Source organism: Pedobacter sp. R-06, from assembly GCF_049913135.1.
In the GTDB taxonomy this organism is placed as follows: Bacteria; Bacteroidota; Bacteroidia; order Sphingobacteriales; family Sphingobacteriaceae; genus Pedobacter.
Map to the genome: position 1 here is coordinate 3,202,469 of NZ_CP183977.1, position 23,510 is coordinate 3,225,978.

General features: G+C 42.1%; 24 protein-coding genes and 1 pseudogene. 14 read left to right on the forward strand and 11 right to left on the reverse strand.

Features of this window, described 5'->3' with window-relative positions; translation table 11 throughout:
* Window positions 1-198 precede the first annotated feature (198 nt).
* From ACN9MR_RS13155 to ACN9MR_RS13175, 5 genes are all read left to right on the forward strand, one after another.
* On the forward strand, window positions 199-1,167 hold the full coding sequence (locus tag ACN9MR_RS13155) for an NADP-dependent oxidoreductase (RefSeq protein ID WP_426330123.1): 969 nt from the start codon (window positions 199-201) through the stop codon (window positions 1,165-1,167).
* Window positions 1,168-1,172: 5 nt separating this feature from the next.
* The gene (locus ACN9MR_RS13160; RefSeq protein WP_426330124.1) at window positions 1,173-2,090 is read left to right on the forward strand and encodes a helix-turn-helix domain-containing protein; all 918 of its coding nucleotides are present in this window, start codon (window positions 1,173-1,175) and stop codon (window positions 2,088-2,090) included.
* 340 nt (window positions 2,091-2,430) lie between these two features.
* Complete coding sequence (locus ACN9MR_RS13165) at window positions 2,431-3,732, forward strand: spondin domain-containing protein (protein ID WP_426330125.1); 1,302 nt, start codon at window positions 2,431-2,433, stop codon at window positions 3,730-3,732.
* Between the two features lie 410 nt (window positions 3,733-4,142).
* Window positions 4,143-4,742 (forward strand): sigma-70 family RNA polymerase sigma factor, encoded by a 600-nt coding sequence (locus ACN9MR_RS13170; protein WP_426330126.1) that lies wholly within the window; start codon window positions 4,143-4,145, stop codon window positions 4,740-4,742.
* A 10-nt stretch (window positions 4,743-4,752) separates the two neighbouring features.
* Window positions 4,753-5,040 carry a hypothetical protein gene (locus ACN9MR_RS13175; RefSeq protein ID WP_426330127.1) on the forward strand — a complete coding sequence of 96 codons (288 nt, stop codon included), beginning with the start codon at window positions 4,753-4,755 and terminating at the stop codon, window positions 5,038-5,040.
* Between the two features lie 208 nt (window positions 5,041-5,248).
* Here the strand turns inward: ACN9MR_RS13175 and ACN9MR_RS13180 are convergent, their stop codons facing one another.
* From ACN9MR_RS13180 to ACN9MR_RS13215, 8 genes are all read right to left on the reverse strand, one after another.
* Complete coding sequence (locus tag ACN9MR_RS13180; protein ID WP_426330128.1) at window positions 5,249-6,433, reverse strand: hypothetical protein; 1,185 nt, start codon at window positions 6,431-6,433, stop codon at window positions 5,249-5,251.
* Between the two features lie 43 nt (window positions 6,434-6,476).
* Window positions 6,477-8,864 carry a type I restriction endonuclease gene (locus ACN9MR_RS13185; protein WP_426330129.1) on the reverse strand — a complete coding sequence of 796 codons (2,388 nt, stop codon included), beginning with the start codon at window positions 8,862-8,864 and terminating at the stop codon, window positions 6,477-6,479.
* A 121-nt stretch (window positions 8,865-8,985) separates the two neighbouring features.
* Window positions 8,986-9,579 carry a super-infection exclusion protein B gene (locus ACN9MR_RS13190; RefSeq protein ID WP_426330130.1) on the reverse strand — a complete coding sequence of 198 codons (594 nt, stop codon included), beginning with the start codon at window positions 9,577-9,579 and terminating at the stop codon, window positions 8,986-8,988.
* An 83-nt stretch (window positions 9,580-9,662) separates the two neighbouring features.
* Complete coding sequence (locus tag ACN9MR_RS13195) at window positions 9,663-10,745, reverse strand: sensor histidine kinase (RefSeq protein ID WP_426330131.1); 1,083 nt, start codon at window positions 10,743-10,745, stop codon at window positions 9,663-9,665.
* A 213-nt stretch (window positions 10,746-10,958) separates the two neighbouring features.
* Window positions 10,959-11,702 carry a LytR/AlgR family response regulator transcription factor gene (locus ACN9MR_RS13200; protein WP_426330132.1) on the reverse strand — a complete coding sequence of 248 codons (744 nt, stop codon included), beginning with the start codon at window positions 11,700-11,702 and terminating at the stop codon, window positions 10,959-10,961.
* A gap of 69 nt (window positions 11,703-11,771) precedes the next feature.
* On the reverse strand, window positions 11,772-12,302 hold the full coding sequence (locus ACN9MR_RS13205; protein ID WP_426330133.1) for a DUF6705 family protein: 531 nt from the start codon (window positions 12,300-12,302) through the stop codon (window positions 11,772-11,774).
* A 912-nt stretch (window positions 12,303-13,214) separates the two neighbouring features.
* On the reverse strand, window positions 13,215-14,270 hold the full coding sequence (locus tag ACN9MR_RS13210) for a DUF5677 domain-containing protein (protein WP_426330134.1): 1,056 nt from the start codon (window positions 14,268-14,270) through the stop codon (window positions 13,215-13,217).
* Window positions 14,271-14,322: 52 nt separating this feature from the next.
* Window positions 14,323-14,967 (reverse strand): hypothetical protein, encoded by a 645-nt coding sequence (locus ACN9MR_RS13215; RefSeq protein WP_426330135.1) that lies wholly within the window; start codon window positions 14,965-14,967, stop codon window positions 14,323-14,325.
* A 225-nt stretch (window positions 14,968-15,192) separates the two neighbouring features.
* Between ACN9MR_RS13215 and ACN9MR_RS13220 the strand changes: the two genes are divergently transcribed.
* The 7 genes and pseudogenes from ACN9MR_RS13220 (at window position 15,193) to ACN9MR_RS13250 (ending at window position 19,655) form a co-directional block, all read left to right on the forward strand.
* Window positions 15,193-16,242: a hypothetical protein gene (locus ACN9MR_RS13220; protein WP_426330136.1), complete on the forward strand. Its 1,050-nt coding sequence runs from the start codon at window positions 15,193-15,195 to the stop codon at window positions 16,240-16,242.
* Window positions 16,243-16,310: 68 nt separating this feature from the next.
* The gene (locus ACN9MR_RS13225; protein ID WP_426330137.1) at window positions 16,311-17,309 is read left to right on the forward strand and encodes a hypothetical protein; all 999 of its coding nucleotides are present in this window, start codon (window positions 16,311-16,313) and stop codon (window positions 17,307-17,309) included.
* A gap of 76 nt (window positions 17,310-17,385) precedes the next feature.
* Window positions 17,386-17,847 (forward strand): peroxiredoxin family protein, encoded by a 462-nt coding sequence (locus tag ACN9MR_RS13230; RefSeq protein ID WP_426330138.1) that lies wholly within the window; start codon window positions 17,386-17,388, stop codon window positions 17,845-17,847.
* 34 nt (window positions 17,848-17,881) lie between these two features.
* Entirely contained in the window at window positions 17,882-18,028 is a 147-nt protein-coding gene (locus tag ACN9MR_RS13235; RefSeq protein ID WP_426330139.1) for a hypothetical protein, read from the forward strand.
* 32 nt (window positions 18,029-18,060) lie between these two features.
* Window positions 18,061-18,555 (forward strand): thioredoxin family protein, encoded by a 495-nt coding sequence (locus ACN9MR_RS13240; protein WP_426330140.1) that lies wholly within the window; start codon window positions 18,061-18,063, stop codon window positions 18,553-18,555.
* Window positions 18,556-18,646: 91 nt separating this feature from the next.
* A pseudogene (locus ACN9MR_RS13245) lies at window positions 18,647-19,142 on the forward strand (YkgB family protein).
* Between the two features lie 294 nt (window positions 19,143-19,436).
* Window positions 19,437-19,655 (forward strand): SDR family NAD(P)-dependent oxidoreductase, encoded by a 219-nt coding sequence (locus ACN9MR_RS13250; protein WP_426330227.1) that lies wholly within the window; start codon window positions 19,437-19,439, stop codon window positions 19,653-19,655.
* A gap of 302 nt (window positions 19,656-19,957) precedes the next feature.
* On the opposite strand, the gene ACN9MR_RS13255 is transcribed toward ACN9MR_RS13250, so the two are convergent.
* Window positions 19,958-20,227 carry a hypothetical protein gene (locus ACN9MR_RS13255; RefSeq protein WP_426330141.1) on the reverse strand — a complete coding sequence of 90 codons (270 nt, stop codon included), beginning with the start codon at window positions 20,225-20,227 and terminating at the stop codon, window positions 19,958-19,960.
* Window positions 20,228-20,512: 285 nt separating this feature from the next.
* On the opposite strand from ACN9MR_RS13255, the gene ACN9MR_RS13260 reads away from it, so the two are divergent.
* The gene (locus tag ACN9MR_RS13260) at window positions 20,513-21,214 is read left to right on the forward strand and encodes a cytochrome b/b6 domain-containing protein (protein ID WP_426330142.1); all 702 of its coding nucleotides are present in this window, start codon (window positions 20,513-20,515) and stop codon (window positions 21,212-21,214) included.
* A complete protein-coding gene (locus ACN9MR_RS13265) occupies window positions 21,211-22,002 on the forward strand; it encodes a molybdopterin-dependent oxidoreductase (RefSeq protein ID WP_426330143.1) in 792 nt (263 codons plus the stop codon). The genes ACN9MR_RS13260 and ACN9MR_RS13265 overlap by 4 nt, the downstream gene beginning before the upstream one ends.
* Window positions 22,003-22,271: 269 nt before the next feature.
* Here the strand turns inward: ACN9MR_RS13265 and ACN9MR_RS13270 are convergent, their stop codons facing one another.
* Entirely contained in the window at window positions 22,272-22,700 is a 429-nt protein-coding gene (locus tag ACN9MR_RS13270) for a nuclear transport factor 2 family protein (protein WP_426330144.1), read from the reverse strand.
* A gap of 70 nt (window positions 22,701-22,770) precedes the next feature.
* Window positions 22,771-23,499 carry a DUF3823 domain-containing protein gene (locus ACN9MR_RS13275; RefSeq protein ID WP_426330145.1) on the reverse strand — a complete coding sequence of 243 codons (729 nt, stop codon included), beginning with the start codon at window positions 23,497-23,499 and terminating at the stop codon, window positions 22,771-22,773.
* Window positions 23,500-23,510: the final 11 nt, after the last annotated feature.

Below are 23,510 nucleotides of genomic sequence, written 5' to 3' on the forward strand. Positions count from 1 at the left end.
AAATACCCAATGTTGGGTATTTTTAATTAGCTATATGTCGACATTTGGCAAGAGTAGCAATGGTGCTTCAGAAAAGGGCTACATTTCAGCAACTAATCCTACCTGTGGTGTAATTGGCCATTTCGGTTAAAACAAACAGTGTTCTGGTTAAATTTAACATCCTGCTGTTGCTGACCTTTGTATAAAAAAACAGAAATTATGAAAGCGATCAGAATTGATGAGTTTGGTGGACCGGAAGTGATGAAAATTGTTGAAATTGAATGTCCTGTTCCGGCAGTGAACGAGATATTGATAAAAGTTTATGCAGCGAGTGTCAATCCAGCGGACTACATCGTACGCCAGGGCGGAAATGAAGGTTTAAAACCGCTTCTAAAATTGCCACTGGGATTGGGCCTGGATGCTGCAGGAGTCGTAGAAGAGGTTGGGATTGGGGTGAGAGATTTTAAAAAAGGTGACCGTGTGTATGGTGTCCCTAATTATTTAGATGGCAGCTACACGGAGTATTTTGCAGCAAGAGCCGACCAATTTGCTCTAATGCCACAGACTATTAATTTTAATGAAGCTGCTTCATTGCCAGCTTGCGCCCGTATGGCCTGGAGCGGTATGGTAGAAAAGGCCAGGATAAAACCAGGTCAGCGTGTACTGGTCCATGGTGCGGCAGGCGGTATTGGAAATCTGGCGTTACAGTTTGCCAAGGCCTATGGTGCCTATGTCATCGGCACAGCATCGGCACATAATGCTGAATTTTTAAAAGCTTTGGGCGCTGATGAAGTAATTGACTATAACACACAAAAGTTTGAGGATATCCTGAGCGATATCGATGTGGTATTCAATGCAACCCCTACCACTACCGTTGATGAAGAACTGCGCCTGAGATCTGTTCCTGTTTTGAAAGAAGATGGTATCTTTGTATGCACGCATGGGGTGTGGCCAAATGAAGAGTTTAAAGCCCTGTTGGCCAGGAAAAATGCGACAGTTGCCATGGCAGGCGTTGATATCAATCACCAGCGCTGTCTGACAGAAGTTGCCAAGCTTATTGATTCCGGCAAAGTGAAAGCTATTGTCAGTAAGGTTTATCCGTGGGAACAGGCAGCCCAGGCACATCGAGATATCGAAACGAAACATGTCCGCGGAAAAATTGTGCTTGAAATTCGTAAGGAAAATTAAACCATATGGTACACTATAAAACGATAAGCGAATGGTTCCAGGCCTGGCAACTGCCCCAGCCTGAACATCCGCTTATCAGTGCAGTTAAGACAGACACTACCGCAATGATGCGCAGTGGCGATGCAGTAACAAGCTTCTGTGACTTTTACTGCATAGCTATAAAGCGGGTCACGGGAGCAGAAGATCTCAAATTAAAATATGGACAACAGCCTTATGATTTTAATGAAGGCATCATGGCTTTTGCCTCGCCGGGCCAGGTGACAAGCCTTAGCGTCGAAAAAGACCTCGAAGTCAAGCAATCGGGATGGCATTTAATCGTCCATCCCGATTTCCTATGGAACACTCCATTGGCGAGTACCATTAAACGATATGAATTTTGGGATTACGCTGTAAACGAATCCTTATTCCTTTCTGAAAAAGAAGAAGAAATTATTATCGGCATCATTCAGAATATCCACCGTGAAACACATACGAACATTGACAGATTCAGCAAGCAGATCATAATATCGCAACTGGAAAGCTTGCTTAACTATGCCGAGCGGTTCTATAACCGGCAGTTCATTACACGCGAAAAGGCCAACCATAAAATACTTAACCGCCTGGAAAAAGCGTTGAATGCTTATTTAAATAGCGGGGAAACGGCAACCAAAGGATTACCGACGGTAAACGATATGGCCGCCGTGCTCCATGTTACCCCAAAATATCTAAGCAGCCTGTTACGGATGCATACGGGGCAGAACACCCAGCATTACATCCACGAAAAGCTGATAGAAAAGGCCAAGGAAAAAATTTCTACCAGTGACCTTTCCATGAGTGAAATTGCTTATGGACTGGGGTTTGAACATTTGCAGTCATTCAGCAGATTATTTAAAGCCAAAACCAATCTTTCACCCCTTGAGTTCAGGCAGTCATTCAAGAATTAGTCGTTGGATAATTTTGCTCTTACCTAGTGTAACCTGATCCGGACAATTACAAATGCGGTTGCAAATGCAAGAAATACCCACAGTGATTCCCATTTTTATAAAAAGTGCAGAAAAATGGATGGCCAATGAAGGTAAAGACGGTCAATGATGTTCCCCAAGATAATTTTGTTCTGCGATTTGTTTGCATGTGATGTTTTTATAGCCTTTGTCGGGAGACCGTATGTTTCCTTACAAAAAATATCAATTATCTTCTTTTTACCGTCAGTGTCAAAAGATATTTTTTTTAAAAAAAAGATGTAAGGAATTGGGACCTGCACCGACCAAGGGGGAAAACACAAATATGAAAACAACAAGATCAGTTCAGTGGCTCGCCGCTGCAATTTTGCCCCTAACATTCTTTGGCTGTAAAAAAGACAGTATCGAAGCGCCGGTAAACACCATAGAGAAATCTACCATAACGGTACAGAATGTGCTACAGTCAAAACCATTGGTGGAATCGGGTACTTTTCAGGGGACAGGCTCACCTTTGATCATGCCTGGCGGATCGGCAGTTATCAGGTTTTCAGCTGCCAAAGGTGAGGCATTGAGTTTTGCGACCATGTACGGTGCATCAAATGACCTTTTCTTTGCACCAGATAATCCCGGTATCCAGGTTTATGATGCCAGCGGTATGCCTATTGAAGGAGATGTATCTAACCAGATAAAATTATGGGACAACGGTACACGGGCAAATCAGAAACCGGGTGCCACGGTAAACCATCCGGGAGTAGCTGAAAGTAAGAATATTACCGAGGTTACGGGAAATGATGCCCAGGGCAACGGTTATCTCCCGGCATCCAGTCTGGTGAAAGCCACCTTAAAGTATGCCGGAAACTCTGTTTTTATCCTTACCATCCAGAATACATCGGGCGGTACTGCCAATGAAACCCCTCTAAGCCCTGGGGTTTGGGCCGTTTCCTATATCGTAGGAGGAAATCTGCTGAATCCCGCACCTTTATTTACCAAGGGACAGGCTACCGCAAACGGACTGACCTCTATTGCAGAGGCTGGTGACAATGTTCCCCTAAGTAATTATATCAGTAGTATTACCGGTATTTTTACGCCGCTGTCACCGGTACTTGTTGTAGTGTACAACGGAGTTGATAACCCACTGTTCAAACTTGGAGAGAATGACCGCGGCCAGGGGTTGAAAGATCTGGCCCAAAAAGGTGATGCCTCTGTACTGGCATCATTCCTTAAAGGAAAAACAGGGATCAAAGCTGTCTATGTACTTCCAGCTGCAAATTCTACGGTATTGCTTCCAATGATCGGCAGCACCCAGGGCAGTACGGTTTCACAGGAAATTTCTTTTGTAAAGGGTGACCGTCTCGCAATTGCTACGATGTACGGGTTTTCTAATGACTGGTTCTTTGCAACAGGGACTGAAGGGATAGATCCGTTAAAAAAAGGTGATGTATCCTCGGCTATCGGGCTTTACAACAATGGAACAGCCATAGACCAGTTTCCAGGTGCAGGAATTACCCAGTTCAATCTGGCGGGTACCCCACTTGCCGAAAGCAGCCCTATTACAGCGGTTCCAAATCCAAACGCTTTTACCACACTGCCAGCAACCAAGGATATAGTGAAGGTTACCGTTCAATAATGCCTTTAAGGTTGATATTGAGCGTTATGAACTATTTTAATGTTTTCCTAAGAGAAGAAATTTCAGTATAGAACAAGATTTTTTTTGGAATATGTGCAAAAACAGTTGAACATGGTGGTAAGCCTGTTCGCTGCTTTTGCCTTTTGGGACAGTGTTGTAAATTTATCCTGATCACCGGAATAAAGCTGATAACTCCGGTTAATAGGCCATTGATCCCAGTTTACCCCCATCGTTAATTTCGACTATTTTTAATTCTAAGCCCACTGGCCAAGCGGCAGATGAAATCCTTTCAAAAAATAAAATCCAAAAAAATGTAAGGATTCGGAACAATTACCGACCAAGCATAGTAAAGTACAGCTCAAAGTAAAAAAGTCAATATCAAATATTAGATAATCTATTTAAATTCACTTATGCAATTAGACCTGACAAGTAATGAATCTGTTGAGAATAAGCGGCTTGATCCGCATCAATGGGTCGTTAAGTATGCGGACTACCTATACGGATATACACTAGTTCGGATAAACGATGAAGATCTTGCAAGGGACCTGGTGCAGGAAACATTTCTGGCCGCCCTGGAGTGCAAGGAAAAATTCGGAGGAAGAAGTTCTGAAAAAACCTGGCTTACCGCAATCTTAAAAAATAAGATCATCGATGTTTACCGTTCAAGGTCCTCGGGCTTCGCAAAAAGTAGTGCGGTTCTGGAAACGCAGGAAGGTGATACCGATTTTTTCGATCATGACGATGGCCATTGGAACGATCAGCACAGACCTGCGGAACTCGGTATCGAACAGCCTGATGCGCTGGAGAACCAAGAGTTTCAACGCATACTCCAGGCCTGTATGAAAAGGCTGCCCGGTTTATGGATGTCGGTATTTACGATGAAGCACATTGATGATGAGTCAACTGAAATGATCTGTAGTGAGCTGAAATTAAGCTCATCGAATTTTTGGGTAATCATTCACAGGACAAAGGTTAACCTAAGGTCATGCCTTCAGAGAAACTGGATTTAAATTGAGAGATATGAAAGAACTGGATAAAGAAGAGTTAAGGAAAATTGCCTATAACTGTAAAAAGGCTACTTTTCTGATTGAAAAACAGCAGATAGCGAAAATAACATTAAGGGAACAGATGGAGTTAAAGATCCATCTTGCTGGCTGCGCAATATGCGTAACCTTTATGCACCAGAGCGCGGTGATCAACCAGATGGCCAGGAAAATATTCAACCCCGGTTCAGGTATTCTTAAACTCGATAAAGGATTTAAGAAAGAGCTTCAACAGCGCATCGATGAGAGGCTCGATGAAAATTAAACATCCTGCGCAGGTAACAAGAAAAACAAATGGATGGACGTTTTAACTGGCAGCATATTTTTCCAGAAATAGATGTACCGACTATTTCCCCGCACTGCCTTTGTTTATGATAATTGTGGGCAATATGCTGCTGGTCGATAGTTCCTTGAGAAAAGCCGTGCCGGATATGGGCAGAGCCAAGCCGGCAGTAGAAAAAGGAAGCACTGGACTACCAGTCCATGTTCGCTGCTGAGTCTATCTGGTACCCTGTAAAATCCAATAATCCCTCGAAAGCCTCTTTTGAGGTCATTGCTTCCATATACCGTGTGCGCGAATCTATATCAAAGGCAACAAGAAATCCTGTCTCAATATAAATCATTCCATATTTTGTTTCAGGTAATTCTGCCAGGAACTTTTCAAATTTATCGAGCGCGGTACATATCTCGTTAAATTCCTTTTCATCAGGCTGTTCAAAGCCATAGCTCAGGCTTCCCCTGTGTTTTGTAAGCGCCATTGGGATTGCTCCCAGGTTTTCCATATGGACACTGAAGGAGTGTCCGTTTTTTTGGAAATACCCATGGGCGAGGGGATTTCTGTACTGTTCCTTGATCTGGATCAGGGTATCAAGCTGCTGGCTTACAGCGGTTTTATCAGAAGCTGAGAATATATGGTGATATTTGTTTTTCCAGTTCATTCCAATGAATTTTTCCAGGGTAATCTCAGTGGGCAGGTCATGCTTTAGAAATGGAAGGATGAGTACAAATGTGTGCTCCAAAAGGCTGTAGAAGGCATCCAGCATTGCGATTGTATAGAAGTTTACCTCCGGTGGGGTAAGAAGCCTGTGCATCATCAATATGGCGTAATCCTCCTCTTGATTTCCTGTTTTACGGAGTTTTTTCATCTTTTTATGGATGGTTTCAGCTTTTTTTCTAAAGAACAGATACCGCTCTTTTATGGCGCGGTATTCATTGGCTAGGGATATCCTTCCCTCTATTACCCGGTCTTTAATTTCACCCTCTATCAAACGCTCTGCATAAGGTACTGCCTTTTCTATTTTAATTATGGCTTCTTTTGCGGTTTCTCCAACATCTGCCCCTTTTTGATAGGAGGTAAACTTTAGACCGAATTTTTGATGCGCAAGAATGAAAGGAATACCCTTGTAAAGAATTGGAATTTCCCATAGGGTTTTCTCCCATCTCCCTGCAAACTTAAATTTTAACAGTTTTACAAAAATAATAAATACGATATACGGCGACCTTACAAGCTGGCCCGAGCTGATCTTAAAATCCTTACTGTATACAGTGGTGATTCCGTCTTTGAGTTTAATCTTCTCGTATTTAGGGGCCGGGTCCGGCTGAAAGTCTTTGGTAAAGAGCCTTAAATAGTTTTCCTGGGTTGACGCTTTTTTTGCCATATATGATTAATAATTATTTGATCTGTTTATTATAGGTGATATATTAACTTAAGCTGCTTATATGCCGTTTAAAATAAGGGTTCTTTTTTATCTCTTTTTCTTTTCGTCTTATATCATCTCTTGATGCTCCTTTTTCACAGATTCCAAAGGCAACCATTTTGTAGATCTGCTCCAGGTATTCACCGATAATATGGTTACACACCTCCTCGGTAACCCCACTGCTGATATCCTTGGTGTATTTGGCTCCAAGAAAGATCCTGTATATTAATGGGTAAACCTTTTTACTGAGCGCGAGATCAAATAGTTTTCGGATCGATCCGGGATTCTGCATGAGTATTGCCTGGATGGATTGGACAATGGGTTCTGTAATCCCAACGTTCGAATTTGCAAGATCTCCGATGGAGTCGGCCGTTAGGGTCTCGGGCTGGGCTTCCATGATCGTATTTGGATGTAAGGGCCGGATCTGAAACCTTAAGTGGCCAATTGCCTCCAGACACTTTAAGTTAAATTCATCAGGATCTTCACCCGAAGTATTGAAGGAATATCCGACCAGATGGGAAAGGATCAGGTAGGGAAGAAAATTCGCCATCATTGTCTGCTCTTCCTCCTGGGATACATCCATTTCTTTAAATCCATAATTGGGTAAATAAATGCCTACCGAACGGATATCTTTGGATTTCTCCAAAACTGGAAGGTCTGTTATTAATTTGTTGAATATTTCACCAACCAAAAGATCCTTTCCAGATATACAGTAATCTGCAATGATTTTTGCAGCAATGATTTCACCATATGGCAAAAACTGACATATTTTGATCATGGTATTATAGGCAGTATCGAATTCTGTCTCAAAAAGATGCAATAGTTTGTCGCTCATAGGCCTGACGCAGAATTTTAGCATCATTTCAGGGATTTTCGGAATGTAGACGTTGTCGTATGACCTTGTATATTGTCGCTCGATAATCCCTGTTTCCAATAGTCGGTTTCTGGCTTCCTGACTTAATGCCCGGTTAAAAGTCAACTCGTCCATAACCGGAAAATTCATAGCCATTAAGCTGAGGTCACCGGTTAGGTTATTGCTGAAAAGAAAATCTACATATGCTTCCGTAAAATATCTAAGATCTTGGTTGGTCTGGTTGTTTGTAACCAACCGTTCTGAAATCAATGTAATAAATTCTGAGGATGGAACAGCCTTTATAACTCCGATAGAGGGCCATTCGGGACGTTGTTCCATATTGTTGATAGCAAGAAGCCTCCAGATTCTAGGATTCCGATATAGACCTGAATATTCGCCTCCGGGCAAGATATAACTTTGGAAATTTTGAAAGAACAGGTCGTTTGCCCTTTCAAATTCTTTCATCGAAAACATTTTAAGCTTTATGCGTTTAAACCTTGAAATGTAAAAGGTATTTGATGAGGTTGAGTCTATACCGCATAACTTATCGTAGTTGCTATTATCCGAGACAAGTATAATCTGATTCTCTGTTCCCCTGAATATGTCCGTTAATTCGGCAATTTCCATGGTTATCTCGGGATTTGTACTGAACTGTAGGTGATCATAACATATGATCAATCTATTCCTGTAATTGCTTTTTAGGCCTAAAAGTAACCAGGATCTTATTTTTTCTGATGGGAGCTTGACTCCAACTTCCCTTGTCAGGAATATGGACAGTTTCCGGAAAATTGAATAGTTCACCTCATTACAATCACAATAATGGAAGGCATGCCCATTCAGTTTGGCTCCTTTGAACAGCTGAAATAGATAGTTTGTTTTTCCACAGTACCTGTCACCGGTTAAAAATACAGAAAGATTCTGTTCCATAGCAGTTTTAAAGCTCCCCATAGATCTGTCTACCGCAAACTCTGAAATGATGGGTTTGCCAAAATCTTTGTAACTCCCCGTTAGGTTGGAAAAGCTGTCGGCGGTAACAGTATTGATCATATCGAACATAATCCTCTGATCGTTTTCCAAGAGGTTGTTTATACTGTCTTCAACAGCGTTACTGGCTAATCTCAAGCCTGCCCTGAATATCTTATCAATGCTATGTGCATCAAAGGTAGTCAGGTCAATCATTTCTTTCGTATAGGTATTGAGTATTCTGGTGTCGGAGCCATTTGATATAATGGTAATAGGGGTAATTTCCTCCGTAAGCCTGGCATAGGAAATCCCCTGGTCGATCTCATCCTCCGTAATACCGATCCCAGGCTTTTTTAATTCCAGCATTGCAAACGGTTTTCCCTTATATTGGATCAGGATATCATATATGCTTCTTTTTGCATAATTGGTAGGTTCTTTGCCATCTATCAATACATTGTGGTGTCCGAATTTTATTTTAAAGGAACGCTGTTGTGAAAGTTCCGTAGGCAGTAATGTTGGAAAAACATTTTTGAGTACTTCTGATACCTGAGTTTCGAACTCGCTTTCGTTAATCATAGTTTCTGTGTTGTTAAAGGTCGTATAAAGCGGAATTAATTTTTTAAAGAGATTAAAAAGACTGTAGTGGGCCTATATTTCAGCTTAAGATAGAATATTGCTGAAATGGCCTGCAGGTTTATTACCACAAAGAATTCCTGGAAGTCATAAAAGAAGGACGGTTGTTCCGCAACCAGATTTTATCTTCTTCGGAGAACTGTCCGGATGGATTGCCTGGCGCTCCGATCATCTCTAACGTTAATTTCCTTTTTGCGGTTGAAGAGATACCATAATTGAATGTGATGTCCCTAAATGTAAGTCCCCCATAGTTTCCTATCTGATACAGGATCCTTTTGTTTACCAGCCCCGCAACGGTTGCATTTTGCATTGGTAAGGGCAAGGTAGAGCTGTCGGTAAAGATGAACTCCCGTAGAACCGATTTCTCCTGATTGTCCAGGGACATCAGGTTTCTTTTGATCGCTTTTGAGAATCTAATGGTTTGCCACCACCGGCCGAGCTGCTGAAGGCACCATCCGGCTATTCCCAAAAGAAGAAACCCTGCTGAAGCTACAAAGGCAATCCCAATGTATCTTCCATATTCCTTTATAAAAGGGTCTAATTGAAGTGTCTGTAGAAAAGGTTTTGGTAAAAATAATAGCAGACCTGAAGTAATGCTTATGAGCAATACTATCCTGATAGGAATCTTGCCTATCTGGAAAATTTTAATCCATTCCATTGTTGAGCATTAATTTGTTTATGTAAAACTAGGGATTGCTTTTGCTATAATCAAACCCTTAATCTGAGGATGCGGCCCTTTTACTATATCGGTATTCTTGCAGTTACAATGAAGTGTGACTGGCTATCTGAATAATAAGTTAAGCCCGCATTGGCCCCATATGAATAGGACAGCCTCTTTTTTAGATTGTTAAGTCCCGTATGAAAGCCCGTATCATTGATCCCTGTATTTTTTAGGTTGTCGGTTTCCAGTATCAGGAAGCCATTTTCCTGTTTGAGGCTTATTTTTGCGACTTCACTTTTCATACTGAGGTTTCCGTGTTTTATCATGTTTTCGATCAGGCTGAGCAGGACCAGCGGGATTATCTTTACATTTCCCACATCCAGCGTATAATCAAATTCAAGGTAAAGCTCCGGTTGTTTGATCCTGCTCAGTTCGATCAGGTTCTCCACCTGGAGTATTTCGGGCAACAATGGTATTTTCTCGGGACCATGATCGCTCTCGATGGCATATCTCATGAGCTTGGAAAGATACAATATTGCCTTGCCCACCTTTGGTTCTTTTCCCAGCGCACGGTCGTAAATGAAGGTCAGCGTGCTGAAAAGAAAATGGGGGTTGATCTGTGCCCGGATGTAGGCATTTTTTGCTCTTGCCAGTTCTATGTCCATTTCTTTTTCTTTGAGTTCTTTCTCAATAGCCTTTTTTTCCAGGTATGAGGTAATCTTCTGTTGGATTACAAACTGCGTTATGTAAAAATAGGTTGTTGCGAATGACATAAAGTAAAAACCCCTCCAGAGTGTGCTTAATATAAAACCGCTTGAGGGGTTTTTTATGGGAAAATGTGCTGGCTGGGACCAGTGGTCCAAGATCAGGTCTGCGGTGTAACTGGTGGGGATATATATCAAAAGCAGGGAAAGGGACAGCAGGATTACTATTGGTATTTTACCTGTTTTTTTGTTGGCACAAAAGGGGAGAAGGACCATGGAATGGACATAGAAGAGCAATATATTGATCGGGTAATGCACCATGTAGTTTATCGGGTCAGCGAATCTTCCGGCAACAACAGCTACTGCGGTTGATTCATAAAGGGCAAAAAGCAGCCAGGCAAAAATGTGCCATCTGTATGTTTTTAGAAAACATTTGACGCTGTAGGTTTTGGGTTTCACGATGGTATTCATATGCCTTGCGCAGTTGGTTCGTTTAAGGTTTTTGGCCAGGGTAAGTTTCCCTCATGAAAAGAAACAGCCAGATAAAATTGACAAAAAAAACAGTATTTGTTTTTCGCTCTAAAGACGGGTTCGGAAGTATCAGTACAGACCCTACTGTTACCACAACAATATTGATTACAACCACCCATGCCTCTCGAATAGAATGACCTTTCAGGTATTCCGGTTTGTTTTCAGTGTATTCCGCTCCACATAGGAAACAAAATCCTTCTTGAAAGATGAGGTCATCAGGACTTCGTATTTGCCGAGATTGATTTTGTTTCCATCTATGTTTTTGATATAACCTACGTTGAGTATGTATGACTTATGGACCCTGAAAAATTGCCTGTTCTTTCTAAGGCCTTCTTCCAGTTCACCAAGGGACATGTAAACCGAAAAATTTTCGGTTGGGGTATAGATATGGATGTGGTGGTTTGCACCCTGTACATATACGATCTCAGCCTTTTCCACTCTCTTAAGCTTCCCCAGTTCTTTGTCGGTCCTGAAGAAAAAGGCATTTTCATCCTCACTATCGAAATTCTTAAGCTCATAGCATTCTCGGATGACTATGTTGACCACCTCCGCCAGGTCATCCAGTCCGAATGGCTTCAATAGGTAATGTTTAGCCCTGACTTTTATAGCTGCCAGCGCATATTCCTGATAGGACGTGATAAAAATGATGTTGTGGGAAGTATGTCTGAGGTTTTCTGCAAGCTTCATACCTGACATGCCCGGCATATCTATATCCATAAATATCAAATGGTTGTCCTGATAGGTATCGATCGCGTTCAACGCCTCAACAGGTCTTGTAAATGTCCTGTGCAGCTTTAGCCTGGGAATGTGGGCGAGGTGTTTTTCTAGGATACTGATCGCTGATGTATCATCATCAACAATGGTGCAGCTAATTTCGTCGGTCATATTGTAGGGATTGTATATAGAGCTGTCAGCTTAGTTGCCGGCTCTGTGCTTTTATTCCGTGCTTCCATGCTATTGTTTGGTTCTTTTCATTGTAATGTTTAAGGGAGCGGGGATCTTTTCGGTAAAGACGTGTTCCAGTCCTGTATGGGCTTTAAGTCCCGTTCTGGGTTTGGGATCTTTTTCGCTCAAGAAACGGACCCTGTTAGGATTGCCTGCGATAAAACTCAGGTTTCCGCCCCTTGATTCATCCCTGGTGATGTCAGTGAATGTGAACTTTAGCGAATCATTCCCCTTCATGGCCATTCCGACAAAACCTGAGTATCTTCCTTTGCCAGCACTATCCAGCCGGTCGATCACGGTTTTTCCTTTGACGGTGTATTTGTACCAGCCGACAACCATATAAAGACCTTCACCTGCCTTCCATTTCTTTAATAGAAGGGTAAAGGAAGTGTCCCTTGACTTCCACTGCCATGTGCCTGCGAATTTGTTCATCTGGACGGTGTCCAGTTTATTCAGCGGATCTGAATCATCGTACTGCTGTGCCCCTGCACAGTTATATAATAGAAGTATAATCCCAAAGATTAAGAACGTCTTTTTCATCTTGATTGCTTGAAATGGTTAATTGATAGTTGGCATTGAAGGTAGTTTACCTTTTGCTTTTGGCCGGTAACATGAATAACTGTTGCCTTGGATGGAGAGTGGAGCGCGCGAATCATAATTGATATCTGGTTGCCACGAATTTAGGTGGAGACCTTAATAATTGGTTAAAAAACACTTAATCCCTCAGAGGATCTGGGATAAACCCAGTAATTAATAATAATGTTACCAAGTCATGGAAAAAAGGCTGATATTGATCTGGAACCTGGAAGTTAAGCTTCTTTGGCCGTTTTCTCCTAGGGATAAACCTCAGATGTGCCGGTTTTCGTAGGAAACAGATTGTAAGGATGGTCTTAGGGGGCGTTGTTCTTAATTATGGCCGGGGGAATAGAGAAGAAGGAAATAACAATAAAAAAGATGCTTTAATTTTTTACCTGTGCAACAGCCGGACTGTCCGCTCATACACCTGTAGGCCTTATCCCTCAGGCCGGTATCCGCTGCCATCCCTGTTGCGGAATGCTCTAATATGGTCGGGAGCCGTCTCTCTCTCTGGGGTGCAGAACTTTTCGGTCCATAGTTTTTTTGTACTCTGAAGTTAATCTCTATTTTTGCGGTGCGAATCTTAGGATCTGCACTTTTTATCTAAACTAGCGCTTTCAGGATTGAGGCGCTTTTTTTGTCAATTGGATCAAAGCCAAAGACCGAAAAAAGTTTATATGGTATTATTGAGGTAGATATTGAGAATACAGCCATGTTTTTTTTAATAAAGGATTAGTTCCGGCAGTAATCGGAAAGCGTGGTTTAAGACTTTTTCTCTGGGTTCTGTAGAATTTGGTTCAGAAACGACACCTTAATTCGGAAATGTTGGATTTCGTAAGGTAGAAAAGTTTTTCTTTGTTTATGACTAGGTGCTTACTAATCGTCTACACGCTTAAAGTTCGCAGTTAGCTTGTCATAGATTTTGCCGAGCATGGCAACATTGGCATCATATTGATGATCTATTGAAAAAATGTTTAGGAATTCTATGTTGATTTCCTGAAAGCAGGCCATGGTAAGCTGCATCGGGTCTATGTAGGCTTGTAAATCTTCATCCTGTTTTGTAATCCTGTCCAATACAATCTTATCTCCTTCACCCCAAAAGTCGGTAAGGCGTTCAAAACTTGGATGGGCAAATGTTGATGCCCAGATATAAAATGGTCTGAACCGTCCCATTTCTACATGTGCTTCGATCGCCCGGAATGTTGGTTTTTCCTTAATTACTGTTGATGCCCATCCGTAATCCTGTTTGAACAGCTGCCCATCAAAGTTTTCCTTTAACCAGGCGCTTTTTTGCTCAATATCCATAACAACTTTGGCTTCCAACGGAGGGAATTTTAGATCTTCATGGCGTTTTTTATAGCTTTCCGCCCTGGCCTCAAGATCCCGATGCCCTGAGGCATCAAAGCGGTCGGTTAGTTCTTCGGAGTTTTCCTTTAATATTAAAAGACCTATTACCGCATGCTCATAAAAAGTTCTCCAGAGCGTTAACGCGGCAGAGGTATACCCATTTGAAAGCAGGATTCCAATCTCGTCGCCCATTCGGCAAAGGTTTCCATAAAAACAGATCTGAAGAATTGTTGTCTTGTCCACGACACGGCCATCCAGGGCCATCCTTGTCCGGTTGTAAATTTGGAAACAGGTATGCAGGTAGGCGAAAAAATATAAAAATGGCTTCTTGTGCATACCGATTACCTTGGCTTGATTGCTGCGGGTAGTCACTCTCCATTGCTGTAAATATTTCGATGTGAAGTCTCTGTCGATTAAATACTCCGATACTACATCATACAGAATATCATAGGCTTTCCCATCTTCTTCATCCAGCAACTTGCGGAAATCTTTTTCAGAAATTTTCATGTCCTTTCTGACACTTTCCAAAGAGCGAGCAATGGTGTGGTCTAAGCCATCAATGATTAAATCTTCAATTTTCATCATAGTTTTAAGTGGTGTTGAATGTAATTTGAAATATTGGTTAGAAGTTGGGAATCTATAATCCTTCTGTTCTCAGAAGGATTGCAAATTGAGCCAGATCTTTTGCTATTGCATCCTGTATGCCATTTCCATGGCAATCCTTATAAAATAGCGGTTTGCCACAAAAACAGACCGTTTCTGAGGTTCCACCAGCCGTGATAAAGGGTTGGTATACCTTTACAAAATTTTCCAGTCCCTGTAGAAAAGGTGCGATTTCTTGAGGTATGGTAACCCTATGTTCATCAATTCTATCCGCATAGTCGGAATAGATAACATCGATTGCCTCACAGACAAAGATCCAGTCATCGACTACTTTGTTGCCGCTTACATTTATCCTGATGTTTCCTACAATTTGTCCTTTATATTGAAATTCATCATCGATAAGAAACTGCATCACGCTGACTGGAAAACTCCTTGGGGTAATATCTATATATTCTCCTTCTGGACTTTGCCAGATTGCATGTTTTTCAGCTTCAAGCATGTGTGTCTGAGGCAAAACTGCCCATCCATAGCATACGCTACCACCGCTTTCCGCCACTTTTTTTGCTACGTTCTGAAAACAGTTATTGAGTTGGGCATCGTTTTCGGGCTGAACAGGTACCATTATGATAAAGTTCTTAGTCCTTATCCTGTCCAGTAGCCTTTGATAATATGAATTCATTTGAGCTTGATTTAGATGTTGCATTAACTGCAATATATTAATATCATTTTGCCCGGACAACTTATATTTCCTGTGCCAACAATTTAAAGGAATTGTCTTTAGCGTGATGAATAATGGCAGCTATTAGGTCGTGAAGGGATTGGAGCGCTTATGTGCACTGCCAATATGATAGACTTTTATCTTTATCTTGCATATATTTTAATTACAGCTTTCAAATAGTGCCTAATGAGAGAAATTTACTATAATTCTGATATCACGCCCAAATCTGCTAATGAAATCAAACTGCTTGCCCTGTATTACGACAAGATAAACATTGTTAATGATGCTGTCTATGCGCCCAAATTCGGCAAGAAAGGGGAGACGATAGAATTTGAAGCCGTAGAAGATTTGCAGTTCATTCCTAAATCTTTCCGGGAGGATTATAAACTCCTTATAGACAATGGAATGCTCAACATCACCAAACGGGATGAAGCCAGGGCCGATAAGTACGATGAAATGTTTTCCAGAAGTATCAGTGAACTGGTAAATGCTGAGGATGATTATATCTACCCGCTCCACCCGACAGACCCAGGTGCTAAAATTATTACCCAGGAGGTATATGAAATCATGAAACACATGCTTGGCTTCAAATGGGGCGATCCGGTCGAGGTGCAGTACATGTGGTTCTACTATGCTTTTAAACTGAAGTGGTTTATTAAACTGCTAATGGAAGGGCAGACCTGCATCACCAGTAGTAACAACCTCAATCACCTGTTCACCACATTTGTCAGCAATACAGAAAAGTTAGAACTTAATGCCGGGGAAAAAGGGTATTCCAAATCTCTGGCATTTGATGCCTTGAAGATTGGTTTGCCCAATCCTGATGTGCTCAGTCTTGAGGATATTCTCGAAATGAAACTCAAGCTCAGAGATGAACTTGGGCTGTTCCATCAGACCGTTAATTCCATAGAGGTAAAAAACAAAGACCTGTTTGGTACAAACATAAAACAAGCCGAATACCAGGCATTGTTTTTTTCAGAGATACAGAAACCTCTTTTGGAACTGGAAACCAAAATGAAGAACCTGAAAAGCAAAACTTTTAGACAGTTTGTAGACAAAATGAAGGATTATAAAACCTATGTGCCACTGGTAGGTACTGTCGTGGCAAGCATGCCCATGCAGTATGCCGTGCTGGCTTCGCTGAGTATGACTGTGGGGCAAACCTATTTGGAATACAAGGAGGAGCATAGGAAAATCAGCAATAACGGCTTGTATTTTCTTTTGAAACTGAAATAATATTGGCCATTTTGCTTTTCTAAATTAAAATTGCGCTTTGCTAATGATTTGTTTATTAATCTACTCATATGCCCAAATCCCTTACCTATAAAAACACCAGAACTTCAATAATTGGACAGAGCATTTTTTTGCATGAAGAGTACCCCAGAGGTTATGCCTACGAGGGTAAAACCCATTTTATCCATTATTTTGGGCTAGAGCATGGTTTTTATGAAATTCCAGCTAGGCTAACGGTTATCCAGGAAAAGTCTGGTTCACTGGAAGATTGGGTTAAAAGTGAATTTGGTGCAGAAGATATTGAGGAAATGGAAACCGAAGTTGGAGCTATAGTAAAAGGGGTTTGGCGTCCTTCGCTCCGCTCCGCGCAGGATGTTTATGAGGCTCTTGATGTGACTGAACAGGAAATGAGGCTTTCTGAAAATGCACTGCGCCTGTTGATCAACAAACTTGATGATATTTTTCTCTATATTGAGCCTGCCGTTGCCTCTCAGCATGTATATAGCCATAAAACCAGGGAACTGCTCATCCTGGCCTGTACCGAACTGGAGAATTTTTGGCAATACTACGCCGAAAAATCCGGATTGTCAGGAAGTGGAAAAAGATTGACCACAAATGACTATGCCAGGCTTTGTCAACCCTTGCACCTAAAAGAATATCAGTTTACGCTGAACACATATGCAGGTATTCCGCCAATCAGGCCGTTTGAACATTGGGATATCGCTAAACCTACAGCTTCACTTGCTTGGTATGATGCTTACAATAATACCAAGCATGACCGGGAAAAACATTTTTCGCAGGCCACGTTATTTCATTGCATCAGTGCTGTGGTCGCCTGTTTAGTGATGCATTGTGTTAAATTCAGTCCCTATCAGATGTTTGGGCGGAACAATACCTTTTCTGCGATCATAAATCAGCATTTCAAAGGTAGTTTGGTCAACGTCAATTACCGGAGCTTCTATCTCTTTCAGGTAAATCCGGAGCATGAAAAACAGGGGGAGTATTTTAGGTACGTTTCTAGCGATGGTGAGGCTAGTTTTCTATTCAGATCTTTAAATTTTACTGTTTAAATTTTTATTGGAGAAAATATGTGACCAGCTTGCCAATATTATGTAAGCAGTCTTGGACAAATTCTGCCTCTCTGCTTTGAATTTAAGTGCCACCGCAGATACGGGCAAAAATCTAATCTTATCTAATGCTCCTTATAAGACGTATGTCGATACGGTAAAAATGATGGCAGGAGTTCCCCTAAAACCTCAAGATATCAGCCCACTGTTGGCAGGTGAACAGATTCCTGCCTTAAGCCTCCCAAAATCAACAGGCGAAGTCTTTGACCTCAACAGATCGGTCTCACAGACACCTACAATACTTGTTTTTTACCGTGGGGGCTGGTGCCCTTATTGTTCCAAACAGTTCGCGGGGCTTCAGGAAATCGAGCAGGACCTGACCAAACTTGGTTATCAGATCATAGCAATTTCTACTGACAGCCCTGAGAACCTGGGTAAAACCCTCAGCAATGAAAAACTATCCTATACCCTTTTGTCCGATGCAGACCTGAATGCAGCCAAGCGTTTCGGTATCGCTTTTAAAAGTCCAAAAAAACTATAATGGGTTCCTTCCGGAAGTTTCCGGGGGAAAGAATGTGGACAGGCTTCTTCCAGTCCCATCTGTTTTTATCCTTGATAAAAAGGGCAAGATCCTTTTCGAATACATCAATCCCGATATTACCCAAAGGTTAAGCGCCCCATTGTTGAAAGCTGCTGCAACCGCACTGCGTGAGGAAATCTGATCCATCCGGTATCATCTTTAAGCAACTGACTGATGAAAAACATCAAACCTTATATTCTCCTGATCGGAACTGTTTTATTATTGGCCACATTTACCGCCCCCAAACCTTCATATGGACAGATAAAACAAAATGAACCTGTAAAGACTAAGACTGCTCAGATAAATTTTATCGAAAATGCTTATCCGGTTGCGCTGAAAAAAGCCGGGGTCCAGCATAAATATCTCTTTGTCGACGCATATGCGTCCTGGTGCGGCCCATGTAGACAGTTAAAGGAACTCAGCTTCAAGGACCCGGATGCAGCTGAGTTTTATAACAGGAATTTCGTAAACCTATCAATCGACATGGAAAAAGGAGAAGGTAAGTCGCTAGCTTTAAAATGGAACATTGAAGAGTACCCTACACTTCTGATCATTGACACAGAAGGTAAAATTATTTTCCGATCGGTAGGCTATCTAAATGCTAAAGAACTGTGTGCGTTTGGAAAACCGGCGCTTCGGCCCCACAAAACTAATATTCCCTTCAACTAAAGACACGCTAAGACTTATCAGCCGTAACCATAACTAGCTGTAAATAAACACCATTTACCCTATCAATATAAAACCGTTAAAAGCCAATAACATGCAACACAACCAAAAAAAAGAAACACTTCTTCTTACCTCTGGCCAAATCGTCCTGCGTTATGGACTTGCAATTGTCTTTATCTGGATAGGTTTTTTAAAATTCAGTGCTTATGAGGCAGAGGGTACCCGCCCATTGGCCGGACAGTCCCTTACTTTCCTGGGTATACCAGTTTCTTGATACAAGATCATTTTCCAATCTGATCGGCGTACTGGAGATCTCCACTGGTATCTTGATCAGTCTTCACTATTTCTCACCAAAGCTATCAGCCTTGGGCAGTATTGGCGGAGCAATTACTTTCTTGATCACATTGAGCTTTATGTTCTCCACTCCAGGGACTATCCAACAGGGAATGTCATTTCCTTTTATATCGGGATTACCTGGCCAGTTCCTGATCAAAGATATTCTGCTTTTTGGTGCATCGCTATGGACTGCGGGCAAAGCATTGGCTACTGCCGGAAAACAGACAACAATAAAATCGGGTCAACCAATCTGATATGGAAATCAAAGACAAAAAAATACTCATTATAGGCGGGAGTGCAGGGAAAGGCAATGCCATCCTTGAACAGCTTGTGCTGCAAGGGAAAAGGAGGCTGCTGTTGTAGGTAGACAAAGAGCCTACAGAGGAACTGAAAGCAGAATTCAGCAAAGTGAATATCCTCGCAATCCAGGATGATATCTCCCGTGCAGAGGACTTGAACTTTGTAGTAAAAAAAATCACGCAGGAATGGGTCGCGCTTGATATTCAGATCAACATCAATCTTACCGAGCTTATCCTGTTGACAAAAAAATCAAATCCCCTTTACAGAAAAGCAAGGATGCTGCAATCATAAATTTTTCTTCAGTATATGGTTATACTGCCATGCCTTTTTACAGTACATATGCAGCTACCAAGGCTGCAGTCAGACAGTTTTCTGAAACAATGCGGAGGGAGCTCCATCGGTCTCCGATCAATGTCATGACCGTTTACCCTTTGGCAACAGATACGGCGATGATGAAACAGCTATAGTCGGAAAAAATGGACAGTTCCCCGGAAGTAGCAGAAGCTACAATCAACGGGCTGACGAACGCATCGATCAACGTTATTCTGGGTGGCAGAGGAACAGGTCAGGACAAATTCTCTTGGCCCCGAAAAGATCGATGCCCTGGCTATTTTCAGTTTTGAAACCCTAAGAACAATAACCGCGAACCACATATCTGGGTAGCCATTGTGATCGTAACTTTAAACAATAAAATCCGGAATATTGCTATAACCGGATTTTAATGCGAATTCATAAGGAAAGAGAGGCAATAAGCACCTGCCCATATTTCTTACATCTTGCTTTTTGACATTTTATCCTTTGCCATTTTGCTTTTTTCCATTTTGGCTTTCTTAATGGAATCAGTCTTCATTTTCGACATTTTACCTTTTTCCATTTTGTCCACTTTCTTTTTCTCCATTTTGTCCTGCTTCATTTTGGACATTTTGTCTTTTTCCTGATATGGAGCACTCAAGGATGCATGGCTTGGCATGCAGATACTAGCAGTTAGGACAGTGGCAAGTAACAGCTTGCCTGCTGATTTTAAGATCTGGTTTTTCATATTCTTTATTGTTATTTTACCCTTTGTCGCTGATGGGAGGATTTCCTTACAGGAAATCTCAGATTTATTTTTTTGGCTTCGCCGCCTATCAAACCAAGATCTGGGACATGGTCAACGAATAATTTCATTTTTTTGTAAGGAATTGCTGTCCACTCCGACTAAGCATTCAAAAAAGTGATCCTAAAAGCGAAGATTACTTTTCAAAGTGTCCTTTAACAACAGTCACAGAGCAGTATTGATCTGTTTGAGGAAAATAAAAACTGGACATTTATCCTATCAGAACAAATGAAAACCATCAAAGAAAAACACAGCCTGCTTATGCGGTGGACCCATTGGGTCAATTTTCCGGTCCTCGCCATTATGATATGGAGCGGACTTTTTATATACTGGGCCAATGATTCCTATGGCATCTCGGTTTTTGGAATTACAATGATCCGGTTCTTCCCAGAATGGTTCTATTCCTATTTCCACATCCCTCAGCGCTTAGCAGAAGGCATGGCATTTCATTTTCTTTTTATGTGGTTTTTTGTAATAAATGGGATCTTGTATGTCCTATATACTTTTTTTTCAGGTGCCTGGCGTGAGCTTGTTCCAGGACAACGTACTTTTAAGGAAGCCTGGCAGGTGCTCCTCCACGACCTGCATATCCGAAAGACCCTTCCTCCACAGCAAAAATACAATGCGGCACAGCGCATTGCCTATACTGCTATAATCATCATGGGCGTTGGCTCCGTTTCCACCGGACTAGCCATTTATAAACCTGTGCAGTTTTACTGGTTGTGCTGGCTCTGTGGCGGTTATCACTTTGCCAGGATCCTTCATTTTGCACTGACTATTGGATATGTATTTTTTTTCGTCGTCCATATCCTGCAGGTAGTGCTGGCCGGATGGAACAACTTCCGATCAGTGATCTCAGGGTTTGAGGTGGGTGAAGATAAAGAAAAATTGGGCACCGGGCAGTTCACATCAGAAAAAACAGAAAAATGAAAAAAACCCATAAAAAGAAAGTCCGTATTCCGCTAACTGTTGAGCAGAAAATAAAGCGGCGTAACTTTATTTCCTTCAGTGCATTCTTTGCGCTGGGCGGAACCGGTATTGCAGGATGGAAATGGCTCCTGAATGCTCCAGAAGAAACGGCGGGTATTACTGCCGGAACACGTGCGCCTTTACGGAGGGCACTGAACAGTACAGAACTGTTCTTCAGGAACCTCTTCAGCAACCGCAATCTGGTCAGGACCTACCCAAAAGATCGGGCAAATAGAGATATAAGGATAAACAGCCTTATCGGCATTGAAGATGATACTGATTTTGACCCTGATGACTGGAAACTCCAGGTGATTGTCAGTGGCAAAAAATCACTAAACATTCACCTGGCCGAAATCACCGCCCTTCCCAAAACCGAAATCGTCTTTGATTTTAAATGTGTTGAGGGCTGGGACCAGATCCAGTACTGGGGTGGGGTCAGCGTAGCCGATTTTATTTCACACTTTAACCTTGACAAAGCTTGCGAAAAAAAATATATAGGCCTTGAAACCCCTAACGGAGAATATTATGTAGGACTTGAGCGGGAAAGCTTCCTGCACCCCCAGACTATTCTCGCCTATGAGATGAACGGAAAAACATTAACTATGGAACACGGCGCTCCACTCCGGCTGATCGTTCCGGTGAAATATGGGATCAAAAACCTCAAAAGGATCGGCACAATGACCTTTAGCAATAGACGACCTAGAGACTATTGGGCCGAACAGGGTTATGATTATTACTCGGGGTTATAAGGATCGTCCTTATGCACTAAAAAAAGAGGGCCTACATTGAGTTAGCTAAGAATAGAAATGGACTGAAGATATATTGCCTCTGGTAATCTGACACTTAGATAAGTGAGTATCGCCACATGTGTCTTGCGAAATCCATTAAAAAAGATCACTGTCGAAAAGATCTGGATAACACTGACATCTGAATCTTCAAGATGGTGCAGATCAAAAGTAATGGGCCGGCAGCAAAAGCTTTCCGGTCCAATCTTTAAATTATGGCTTCAAGAGCTGGTCTATTTCTCAGGCACCTTGACCGCCTGTCTGGCGAGCAGTTTCCATCCGGTTTTTTCATTACTCCATACCAAAAGGATGTACAGTTTGACTTTTCCCGGGATATTCTTATCGTTCGTTTTCGCACTCAGTGTATGGCGGACCAGGGCTATCTTGTTCTGTATTACAACCTGCTTGTCAGTTAAATCAATTTCAACAAAATCGGATGCTCCCGTAAGCAACGAACGCATGAACTGTGGCTTGGACTGTAGCCCCCCGTTGGAATGCCCATAGCTCAGGTTATCCAGGAGTATAGAATCTAGTCCAAGGCTATCCGGGGTAACCATAAGCCTGGTCAGTTTACCAACCGCAGCTTCTAACTGTGCATTTTGGGCATTGCAGAATACGGCCGAGCACAAAAGGGCCGAAAAAACTAAAAATTTCTTTATCATATTATCGTATTGATTTGATTGGGGGTAAAATAAAATCGCCCCCTAGTTAAAGGGGGCTGATTTCAACTTATCAGTTCGGGACGTTTAAGGTTTTTATTGTTGTATAGTTATATTTTTTGAAACTGTCATTTACCCTAACACCCACGCGGACAAAATAGGTCGTGGCGTACTTCATAGGCTGGGAAGAGGTAATGGTCAGTACCTGGTTTTCCATAGCAGCTGTTGCGGCTACCACTCCCCCCACCCGGGTATTATCAAAATTATTGTTTCCGACATATTGGGTTGTAGATATGAAAAGCTGATAATCAAGTGGTGCCGGTTGTGTCTTACCTGCAGGGGCAGCGTTTCTGGTAAACCTAAAGGACACTGAGATCTTTTTATCCACTGTTACCACAGGTTCTCCTACGAAGGCAACATTGAGGTATGGCACCACCCTGAAATCAGCTACCGTCGAATTTCCACTGGTAAGCTCGATAATCTTCATCTGTACACTGTCAAGTGGATAGAAAGGCCCATCAAAAGGTGCCACCCGGTAACGGCCCGGAAAAAGCTTGTTGTTGCTATACCTGCCATCCTGCTGGAGATTTAGATCCTGTGCCGTTGGGTTATTGCTCCAACTGAGCTCTTCGAGCTTGATCCTCGCGCTTCCCTTTCCCTGCTCCAGCTGGAGGCCAACACCGTTGGCATCTGTCAGTATTCCAGATATTTCTGCATCCGGGACTGCGTAATTGTCCTTCTTGCAAGAAGAGGACATAGCAGCAAAGCCGAATAACAGTGCATATATTAAATTCTTTTTCATTTTAATAGGTT